Origin of the sequence: Roseomonas sp. CECT 9278, assembly GCF_918698155.1 — a bacterium.
GTDB lineage: Bacteria > Pseudomonadota > Alphaproteobacteria > Acetobacterales > Acetobacteraceae > Neoroseomonas.
The window spans coordinates 1-8,969 of the sequence record NZ_CAKKLX010000087.1; the positions used below are offsets into that span (position 1 = coordinate 1).

At 74.3% G+C, this 8,969-nt stretch carries 9 protein-coding genes and 1 pseudogene; 7 read left to right on the plus strand and 3 right to left on the minus strand.

Going from position 1 to position 8,969, the window contains the following annotated elements; translation table 11 throughout:
* Positions 1-708: pseudogene (locus LQ222_RS25535) on the minus strand (hypothetical protein); the annotation flags it as partial.
* 235 nt (positions 709-943) lie between these two features.
* Here LQ222_RS25535 and LQ222_RS25540 point away from each other — a divergent pair.
* The 4 genes from LQ222_RS25540 to LQ222_RS25555 are packed head-to-tail and all read left to right on the plus strand — an operon-like array spanning position 944 to position 2,418.
* The gene (locus LQ222_RS25540) at positions 944-1,303 is read left to right on the plus strand and encodes an NADH-ubiquinone oxidoreductase subunit NDUFA12 family protein (RefSeq protein WP_230169699.1); all 360 of its coding nucleotides are present in this window, start codon (positions 944-946) and stop codon (positions 1,301-1,303) included.
* Positions 1,304-1,322: 19 nt separating this feature from the next.
* Positions 1,323-1,829 (plus strand): outer membrane lipid asymmetry maintenance protein MlaD, encoded by a 507-nt coding sequence (gene mlaD / locus LQ222_RS25545; RefSeq protein WP_230169700.1) that lies wholly within the window; start codon positions 1,323-1,325, stop codon positions 1,827-1,829.
* Between the two features lie 5 nt (positions 1,830-1,834).
* On the plus strand, positions 1,835-2,041 hold the full coding sequence (locus LQ222_RS25550) for a hypothetical protein (RefSeq protein WP_374202192.1): 207 nt from the start codon (positions 1,835-1,837) through the stop codon (positions 2,039-2,041).
* Positions 2,038-2,418 carry a DUF2155 domain-containing protein gene (locus LQ222_RS25555; RefSeq protein ID WP_230169702.1) on the plus strand — a complete coding sequence of 127 codons (381 nt, stop codon included), beginning with the start codon at positions 2,038-2,040 and terminating at the stop codon, positions 2,416-2,418. Before LQ222_RS25550 ends, LQ222_RS25555 begins: the two co-directional genes overlap by 4 nt.
* A 263-nt stretch (positions 2,419-2,681) precedes the next feature.
* On the opposite strand, the gene LQ222_RS25560 is transcribed toward LQ222_RS25555, so the two are convergent.
* Positions 2,682-4,106, minus strand: coding sequence for a mechanosensitive ion channel family protein (locus tag LQ222_RS25560; RefSeq protein ID WP_230169703.1), 1,425 nt, complete (start codon positions 4,104-4,106; stop codon positions 2,682-2,684).
* 261 nt (positions 4,107-4,367) lie between these two features.
* Here LQ222_RS25560 and LQ222_RS25565 point away from each other — a divergent pair, with 261 nt between their 5' ends.
* Positions 4,368-5,252, plus strand: coding sequence for a hypothetical protein (locus LQ222_RS25565; protein ID WP_230169704.1), 885 nt, complete (start codon positions 4,368-4,370; stop codon positions 5,250-5,252).
* A gap of 192 nt (positions 5,253-5,444) precedes the next feature.
* Here the strand turns inward: LQ222_RS25565 and LQ222_RS25570 are convergent, their stop codons facing one another.
* On the minus strand, positions 5,445-6,431 hold the full coding sequence (locus tag LQ222_RS25570; protein WP_230169705.1) for a tripartite tricarboxylate transporter substrate binding protein: 987 nt from the start codon (positions 6,429-6,431) through the stop codon (positions 5,445-5,447).
* 432 nt (positions 6,432-6,863) lie between these two features.
* Between LQ222_RS25570 and LQ222_RS25575 the strand changes: the two genes are divergently transcribed.
* Together LQ222_RS25575 and LQ222_RS25580 are read left to right on the plus strand one after the other, a co-directional pair.
* Positions 6,864-7,034 carry a hypothetical protein gene (locus LQ222_RS25575; protein WP_230169706.1) on the plus strand — a complete coding sequence of 57 codons (171 nt, stop codon included), beginning with the start codon at positions 6,864-6,866 and terminating at the stop codon, positions 7,032-7,034.
* A gap of 181 nt (positions 7,035-7,215) precedes the next feature.
* A complete protein-coding gene (locus tag LQ222_RS25580) occupies positions 7,216-7,968 on the plus strand; it encodes a DUF6065 family protein (RefSeq protein WP_230169707.1) in 753 nt (250 codons plus the stop codon).
* Positions 7,969-8,969: the final 1,001 nt, after the last annotated feature.

The window sequence follows — 8,969 nt, forward strand, 5'->3', positions numbered from 1 at the left end:
GTCCAGCGCCGCGCGCGCCGCCGCGGCCAGCCCGGGCACCGCCGTCGCGGCCGGCGGCTCGGGCCAGATCAGCGCGACCGGGTGCAGCGCGCCGTGGCGGTCGGCCAGGCGGCCGGATTCCGCCTCGGCCGCGCCGCGGGTCAGGGCCGCGATCGCGGCCGCGACCGCCTGGGCTTCCGGCTCCCCATAGGGCAGGCGGAAGGCGGCCAGCAGCCCGGCCAGGTCGGCGAAGCCCAGGCGCAGGCGCGGCGCGCGCCCATGGCCCAGGATGTCGAGCACCCGCACGCCCAGCGCCGCCGCGGCCACATAGCCCGGCGCGTCGAAGCCGCCCTCGGCATCCAGGAAGGCCGGCAGGTTGAGCACGAAGCGCGTCTCGTCCTTGCGGTCGCGCCAGACCTCGATGCCCGGGGCGCCGCGGCGGGCCAGCAGCACGGCGCGCAGGCGCTCGGCCAGGTCGTCGGCGTCCTCGGGGCTTTCCAGCAAACCCAGGCGACGGCCGCGGGTGGTGACGCGGCGGATCCAGCTCTCCGCCAGGCTGGGCAGCGTGACCGGGCCGCTGCCGGGCGCCAGCGCCGCGATCGCGGCGGCCGCCGTGTCGTCCCAGGCGGCCGGCAGCGCGACCGCGCGCGGGGCGGCGTCGGGATCGGCGCCGATCCTCTCGCGCCGGAGTGCCACGCCGTCCCAGAGGGTGCCGAGGATGCCTGCCATGGGCCAGAGGCTAGCCAGACTCGGCGCGCGGCGGAAGCCGCATCTTGTGGGCAAATGGCCCCGGACCCCCAATATCCTGTGGATAGCCCCGATGGGCCGGGCGATTTCGCCGCGCTGGCCCGCAGCCGCGCCGGCCGCCCCGGCCAGGCGCCCGCCCCGCCATCCCCTATGCTTTGCGCGCGACCGGGCGCTGTGGCATCACACGCCTTTCCGGGACGCCCCCAAGGACGTGGCCATGGCTTTCCTCGACACCCTGTTCATCCGCCTGACCAGCCGCCGGGTCGGGCAGGACCGCGCCGGCAACACCTATTGGGAGGCGCGGTCGAAGCGCGACGTGCAGGGCCGCCCGATCCGCCGCGTGCTCTATGCCGGCATGCCCGAGGCCAGCGCCGTGCCGCCGGAATGGTGGGGCTGGATCCATCACACCACCGCCCAGCCGCTGCCCGAGGACGCGCCCCGCCGCGCCTGGCAGAAGCCGCACCAGCCGAACCTGACCGGCACGCCGCAGGCCTGGCACCCGCCCGGCCACGATGCCCGCGGCGGCCAGCGCCCCCCCACCGCCGGCGACTACGAGGCCTGGACGCCGGGGCGCTGAACCCCGACATACCTCCGCCATGCACAAGCGCAGCCTCGCCGAAATCCTGACCGGCGCCATCGTCCTGGCCGTGGCCGGGTTCTTCCTGGTCCATGCCGTCACCGGCAGCGGGCGGTCGCTGACCGGCGGCCCGGGCATCACCCTGACCGCGCGCTTCGACCGCATCGACGGGCTGGGTGCCGGCGCCGATGTCCGCCTGGCCGGCGTGAAGATCGGCCAGGTGGTGGCGCAGCGGATCGACCCGCAGACCTTCCTGGCGGTGCTGACGCTGCGCGTCGATGCGGCGCTGAACCTGCCGGCCGACACCTCCGCCGAGATCCAGAGCGAGAGCCTGCTCGGCGGCAAGTACATCGCGCTGGTGCCCGGCGGCGGCGACCGCTTCCTGCGCGATGGCGGGGAGATCACCATCACCGCCAGCGCGGTCAGCCTGGAAAGCCTGCTGGGGCGCTTCATCTTCTCGGTAACCGAGATGAACCAGCAGCGCGGCGAGCCGCCGGCGCCGACCCCGCCGGCGGCGCCGCAATGAGCGCCATGCCCGCCACCTGGCCCGGCGCCGACGGCACCCCGGTATCGTGCCGGGAGAAGTTGAAGACGCTGGCGGAGAACCACGCCGAGGCGCGCCAGGTGCTGCAGGATGCCTTCGAGGACGCCGTGCTGATGGGCGTGGACGAGGCGGCGATGCGCCGCATCCTGGCGGAGCTGGTGGCAGAGCTGGTCAGCCCGAAGCGCGCCGCATGACGCGCCCCGCGCTGATCGCGCTGCTGGTCGCCGCCATGCCGGCCATGCTGCCGCCGCGTCCCGCCGCGGCGCAGGACTGGGTGCCGATGCGCGCGGCGCGGCTGCAGGCGCTCGACAAGGTGACGGCGCGCATCACCATCCTCGAGGCGCGCGTCGGCGAGAGCGCCACCTTCGGCACGCTGTCGATCGCGCTGCGCGCCTGCAACGGCCGCGGGCCGGACGAGGTGCCCGACGCCGCCGCCTGGATGGAGATGACCGACAGCCGCGCCGCCCCCGGCAGCCCGCCCGCCTTTCGTGGCTGGATGTTCGCCAATGCGCCGGGCGTCAGCATGCTGGAACATCCGGTGTATGACATCCGCGTGCTGGAGTGCCGTTGATTTTTGGGCCCCTCGGACGGCGGGCGGCGGCCATCCGGCCGCCTTGCCTTCGCGCCACGCACCGGCGCACCCTGCGCGACTGAGGGCCTGGGCGCGGTCGCGCCGTGCGCTCCCTGACCGGGCCTCGCATGATCCGAGCTCCCGCGCATCCCGAAGGCGCGCAGAAGTCGTTCGAGAATGCCGGCACCGGTCCGGTGCCGCGCTGCCGACTGCGCCGAACGGCGAAGTCTCAGACGGGCTTCCAGACCCCTCCGCCGCGGCGCCTACCTGATCGCGAAGAACGACTTCAGCCGCGCCAGGATGTCCTCGCGCGTCGGCGCCGCCGGCACGGCCCGGTTGCTGCCCGGCACCACGCGGTTGCGCGCCTGGCGCGCCGCCATGATCGCGGTGAGCCCTTCGAGCAGCGCCGGGCGGGCCCGCAGCACCGGGTCGATCGCCTCGCGCGTCAGGCGAAAGGCCAGCGCATCGGTCAGCGCCACGATGGTCGCGCTGCGCGGCTGGCCGGTCAGCAGCGACATCTCGCCGAACACCGCGCCGGGATGCAGCCGGTCGACCGCGACCTCGCTGCCATCGGCGCCGGCGATGCGCACTTCCAGCACGCCCTCGGCCAGCAGGAACAGGCTGTCGCCCTGTTCGCCGCGGCGCATCACCGCCTCGCCGGGCGTGAGCGGCACCTCGGCCATGCTGGCGGCCAGGCTGTCGACCTCCTCCCCCGTGAAGGGCCGGAACAGGTCGATGCTGCCGAGCAGCCGCGCCGGCGAGGCCGCCGCGGGCGTCTGCCAGGCGCGGCCAGCGCCGACCTCGCGCGCCGGTCGCGCGAAATCCAGCCCGGCGCGCTGCAGCGCTGCCTGCGCCGCGCCGGCCACCGCATCGCGCCAGCGCATCTCGGCGCCGTAGTCCGGCACGTGGAAGCGCACTGCGTACATGGCCTGGCCCTGCGCCACATCGACCAGCACGACATCGGGTGCGAAGGCCGGTTGGTCGCGCCCGGCCTCCATCGCCGCCGCCAGCAGCAGGCGCCGCGCGCGCCCCGCCGGCACGGTGGCATCGACCGGCACCAGCAGTTGCGCGCGATACCGCCCCTGCGCACCCGACCCATAGACCGCGATGCGATGCCCCGCGATCAGGCTGTTGGGCACCACCAGCGCCACGCCGTCGCGCGTCAGCAGCCGCGTCGATCGCCAGGAAATGCCGGTGACGCGCCCGGCGCAATTCTCGGTCCCCTCGATCCAGTCGCCGATCGCGTAGGGCGATTCCATGCCCAGCGCGATGCCGGAGAAGATGTCCCCCAGCGTGTTGCGCAGCGCGAAGCCGAGCACCGCGATCAGCACGGATGACGTGGCGATCAGCCCGGTCGCCGGCAATTCGAAGACCAGCTGCGTGATGACCACGAGGGCGGCGAGGAACAGCGCCGTGCCGATCAGGTCGCTCAGCAGCTTCGGGTGGTGCGCGAGCAGCAGCGCCGCCAGGCGCGCCGCCGACCAGGCAAGGGCGAGCCAGAACGCGGTGCCGGCGGCCAGCCGCAGCGCGCCCGCCGCGCCATCGACCGGCAGCAGCAGGTGCGGCAGCAGTGCGGCGATCGCGACGACGACCGGCGCGACCAGCCGGTGGAACGGGATGCGGGTCAGCGTGTCCCCCCTGGGCGCGCAGCGTGGCTCCGGCGGGGCATGGTAGAACCGATGGGGCATCGCGCGGAAGGCGCGTCGGGTCGGATCGCGCGGAAGGCGCGTCGGGTCGGATCGCGCGGAAGGCGCGGCGGGTCGCATCGCGCGCAAGGCGCGTCGGGTCGAACCGCGCGCAAGGCGCGTCGGGTCGAACCGCGCGCAAGGCGCGTGCGTGGCGTCACGCCCAAGGCACGCAACCGTCGCATCCCGCCGCCGCGCATGGGCTCGACCTCCGCGGCGTTTCGCGCGATCCCTGTCGCATCCCCGCCACGCCGGAGCCGCCGCATGACCACGCCCAACCCCCGCATCCCCTACCGGCTCGAGGGCGACAGCGCGCCGCTCGCGCCCTTCCGCGGCAAGCGCGTGATCGTCAACCTGGCGGTGAACGTCGAGTACTGGCCCTTCGACCAGCCCATGCCGCGCGCCATCCTGCCGCCGCCGCACGGCATCCGCGCGGTGCCGGACGTGCCGAACTTCACCTGGGTGGAATATGGGCTGCGCGTGGGGATGAAGCGGCTGCTCGACCTGTGCGCGGGGCTGGGCATCCGCGCGTCGAACCTGTCGAACGCGCAGATCTGCACGCATTACCCGCGCCTCGCGGAGGCGATGCTGAAGGCGAATTGGGAATTCGTCGGCCACGGCCTGTACCAGAAGGCGCTGGCCACGGTGGAGGACGACGACGCCTGGGTGCGCGACAGCCTGGCGATCATGCGCGGCTTCTCCGGCCAGAAGGTGCGTGCCTGGCTTGGCCCGGGCCTGAGCGAGAAGGACTCCACGCCCGAATTGCTGCTGCGCAACGGCGTGGACCTGCTGCACGACTGGCTGGTGGATGACGAGCCGGTCTGGATGAGCACGGCGGCCGGGCCGATGGTGGCGATCCCCTACACGGTCGAGCTGAACGACGTGCCGGTCTATGTGGTGGCGAACCAGGCGTCCTCCGCGCTGGCCGACCGCATCCGCGACACGCTGGCCTTCTGGGCACGCAGCGACTTCGACCGCACGCGGGTGATGACCATCGCGCTGCATCCGCATGTGATCGGCGTGGCGCACCGGATGGAGAGCTTCGGCACGGTGATGGCGGAACTCGCGCGGCATCCGGAGGTCGCCTTCGCGACATCCACGGACATCGGCGACTGGTTCATCGCGCAGCGCGCCGCGCCGGGCGGCTGACGCAGCGCCGGCGTGATCCGCAAGGCAGGTGCACACGCGGGCAAGCCACGGCCGCCGCACCGCGAGACGAACCCACCCCTTTCGGATCGCGCACAGCGCGACCGCGCCCAGACCGACAACCGCCGCCAGCGCACCCGTGCACGGCGCGCAACCCAAGCGCGCGGATGCGCGCGCCCGGCGCTTGAGGGCACGCTAATCCAGCGTGACGTTCGCCTCGCGCGTCAGCCGCTCCAGCAGCGCCCGCTGCTCGGTCACATAGGTCGCGAAATCCGCCCGGCTGCTGCCCACCGGCACCATGCCGATCTGGCGCAGCCGGTCCTGCGTGGCCGGCAGCGCCAGCGCCTGGCGCAGCGCGGCGTTCATCCGATCCAGGATCGGCGCCGGCGTGCCGGCCGGGGCAAACACGCCGCCCCATTCGATCCATTCGTAGCCGGGCAGCCCGGCCTCGCGCAGCGTCGGCGTGTTCGGCAATTGCGGGATGCGCGCGGCGGTGGTCACCGCATAGCCCTTCATCCGCCCTTGCTGGACCAGCGCGGTGGAGGATGCCGCCGTGCCGAAATGGAACTGCACGGTGCCGGCCAGCAGTGCTTGCACGGCCGGCCCGCCACCGCGGAAGGGCACATGCGTCGCCTCCCACCCCGCCTGCTGGAGGAACAGCACCGCGGCATAATGCGCGGCCGACCCGTTGCCGGAGGACGCATAGACCAGCGGATTGCCCGCCGCCGCACGGGCGCGACCGAGCGCGAGGAACTCCGCGATGGTGGTTGCCGGCACCGAGGGATGCGCCACCACGATCAGCGGCACCGAGGTCAGCTGCGTCACCGGTTCGAAGGCGGTCGCGTAGTTGAAGGGCAGGTTGCGCACCAGGTGTGGCGCCGAGGAATGCGACGATGCATCGAACAGGAATGTCGTCCCGTCCGCGGCGGCGGCGGCCACCGCCGATGCGGCGATGGTGCCGGTCGCACCGGGGCGGTTCTCCACCACCAGGGGCTGGCCCAGGGCCTCGCCGATCGCGGGCGCGATCAGCCGCGTGACGGTGTCGATCGCGCCGCCCGGCGGGAACGACACGATGGCGCGGATCGGCCGCGAGGGCCACGGCGCCTGCGCGATGGCGGGCGCCGGGAGGGCGGCGGCAGCGGCGGCGACCAGCATCGCGCGGCGTGGGGTCAGGTACGTCATGGATGAAGTCTCCCGAGGGGCCGGTCTGCCGCCGGCGAAGGCCGCGACGATAGCGCCCGATCGGCGCAGGCGAAATCGCCGAAGCGGCGGCTGCGTCCCGCGATCCACGATAGGTGCGGCCAAGGAAATAAAATCGCGTATCTAAGAATTTTGTCTTGACCACCCCGGCCAGTAGCGATACGAAGGATGCACCAGCGGACAGGCACGGCCTGACCCACTGGCAGCCGGGGTGGCAAGCCCCGGCCCGGCAGGACCGGACACGGTGCCTGTCGGTTAGGACGGACTACCTTGAAGCACCCTTGGCGTGGCGACCCCCCCGGTCACCCCGCCACCCCCGCCACGGGGCGCGACGACCCGCGCCCCGAACCCTCCGCCGCGCCCGCGGCATCCACCGGGACCTGCCCCCAGGTCCAGCAGACAGGAGACCCCCCGATGACCCAGACCCCGACCCTCCCGGCCCGCGAGACCGCCCAGCCCGTCGCCACGCCGGCGCTGCCCACGCTGCGCCTGGGCGGGCTGTCGCCGCTGTTCCCGCCGGCCTGCGTCGCCGATGCCGGCACGCTGCGCATGGGCGGGCTGTCGCCGGTCTTCGCCCGCGGCTGATCCCCCGCCGCCCGGCCGGCCCGGAGGCCTGGTTCCGAAGTCCCCGGATTTCGGCGCCAGGCCGCCTGGCCCCTGCCGCCCTGCCAGTCCGCGCCGGCGCCACGCCGCCGGCGCGCGTCGCGGGCAGGGCGCCAGCGCCGGCCGGGCGGTTCCCCTGCCCACCCCGCCAGGACCCGCCGCGATGCCCGATGCCGAACCCCTCGTTCGTTTCCACCAGGTCACCGGCGCCGGGCGCGCCCCGCAGCGCGCCGACCGCGCCGCCGGCGGCACCCTGCCCACCCGCGCCTTCCGCTACTGCGAATCCGCCACCACCGCGTCGGGCTTCGGCTGGCTGGTGTTTCCCCCGATCGGCCTGGCGCTGGTCTGGGACGGCAGCGAGATCCATTGGACCTGGGACGGCGCCGAGGGCTGGTACCCGCTGACCGTGGCGCAATGCCCCGGCTTCCGCGAGCGTTTCGACGCCGCCGCGCCCGAGGGCGTGCGCGGCTTCTCCCCGCCGCTGGTCGGCGCCCTGCCCGAACCTGGCCTGGTGAACCTGTGGTCCGGCCTGATGGCGCGCTCGCGCCCCGGCTGGAGCCTGCTGGTGCGCCCCCCGGTCAACCTGCCCCGCCCCGCCGGCTTCGAGGTCTATGAAGGCCTGGTCGAGGCCGACCGCTGGTTCGGCCCGCTTTTCGTGAACCTGCGCCTGACGCGTACCCATGCCCCGGTGCGCTTCGACCCCGACCTGCCGATCTTCCAGGTCCAGCCCATCCCGCGCGCCGCCTATGCCGAGGACGCGCTGAACGACTTCCCCGTGGCCGAGGGGCTGGAGGGCATGGCCGCGGCCGACTGGGCCGACTACGAACGGTCGGTGGTGGCGCCGCGGCGCGGCGGCCAATGCCCGCTGGGGCGCCATGCCGCCGAGGTGCGAAAGCGGCGCCGCAGCGCGGCGTGACGGTGCGGCCTGCGGCCCAAGAGGCGGGCGGAACATCGCTGCCACCAGCGCGACACCCGCGCCCCTGATCGCCTCGCGCCACTGCGGATCGTGCGAATGCACGATCCGGGACCGCATAGCGCGACCGCGCCCAGACCAACAACCACCGCCGGGACCGCCAGCGCATGGCGCGAAGGCAAGGGCTGCTGACGCGGCCCACTCGCCGTTTGAGCGCCAAAATAGCCCGCGCCGCAGGGGGGTGGACCCTGCGGCGCGGTTCCCGGATTGCGGGTCGCGGCCGCCCCACCGGCCCCGACGCCATGTCCGCCCCGGAATTCCGTCGCGGTGCTCAGCCCATCAGGCCAAGCCCGCGCAGCGATGCCGGGGCGCCCCGCCCCAGCACCAGGTGGTCGCGCAGGTCCATCTCCAGCACCTGCGCTGCCGCCGCGACACGCCGTGCCAGCGCCGCGTCCGCCTCCAGCGCGGTCGGGTCGCCATCGGCAGCGTGGCGCAGCAGGATCATCGCCACGGCATTGAGCGCGACCGCCCGGCGCAGCACCCGCGCGGCGGCCCCGCCATCGGCGCCGCCGATCGCCTCCTCCGAGATCACCCGGTCCCGTGCGTCCAGGAAGATGGCCCGCAGCCCGGCCGGCATCGGCCCGCTCGCGCGCAGATAGGCCAGGATGGCGGGCAGGCCGCGCAGCACGGGGCGCTCCGGCGGCTGCAGCGACCCCAGGTGGTGCGCGGCCGCGGCCAGGCCCTTCAGCGTCGCCGCGCCGGCATCGCCCAGCGGGCCCAAGGCGGCGAGGTCGCCTTCCGCCGCCGCCAAGGTGCCGGCCAGCCCGCCGAAGCGCAGCAGCGCCGCCTCGGCCGCCTCGGCCGCCTCCATCCAGCCGAGGCAGGGGGCCAGCACGCCGAACAGGATCTCGTGCTCGGCCGCGTCGATGCCTGGCGCGGGCTGGGGCCGGTCCCTTATACACCTCTGACGCTGCCGACGATATGCAGTGTGTAGATCCTGCAGG

Excerpts from the sequence above, each read along its gene's own strand:
- LQ222_RS25540 (WP_230169699.1), top strand. The coding sequence starts at position 944 with ATGGCTTTCCTCGACACCCTGTTCATCCGCCTGACCAGCCGCCGGGTC.
- mlaD (WP_230169700.1), top strand. The coding sequence starts at position 1,323 with ATGCACAAGCGCAGCCTCGCCGAAATCCTGACCGGCGCCATCGTCCTG.
- LQ222_RS25550 (WP_374202192.1), top strand. The coding sequence starts at position 1,835 with ATGCCCGCCACCTGGCCCGGCGCCGACGGCACCCCGGTATCGTGCCGG.
- LQ222_RS25555 (WP_230169702.1), top strand. The coding sequence starts at position 2,038 with ATGACGCGCCCCGCGCTGATCGCGCTGCTGGTCGCCGCCATGCCGGCC.
- LQ222_RS25560 (WP_230169703.1), bottom strand. The coding sequence starts at position 4,106 with ATGCCCCATCGGTTCTACCATGCCCCGCCGGAGCCACGCTGCGCGCCC.
- LQ222_RS25565 (WP_230169704.1), top strand. The coding sequence starts at position 4,368 with ATGACCACGCCCAACCCCCGCATCCCCTACCGGCTCGAGGGCGACAGC.
- LQ222_RS25570 (WP_230169705.1), bottom strand. The coding sequence starts at position 6,431 with ATGACGTACCTGACCCCACGCCGCGCGATGCTGGTCGCCGCCGCTGCC.
- LQ222_RS25575 (WP_230169706.1), top strand. The coding sequence starts at position 6,864 with ATGACCCAGACCCCGACCCTCCCGGCCCGCGAGACCGCCCAGCCCGTC.
- LQ222_RS25580 (WP_230169707.1), top strand. The coding sequence starts at position 7,216 with ATGCCCGATGCCGAACCCCTCGTTCGTTTCCACCAGGTCACCGGCGCC.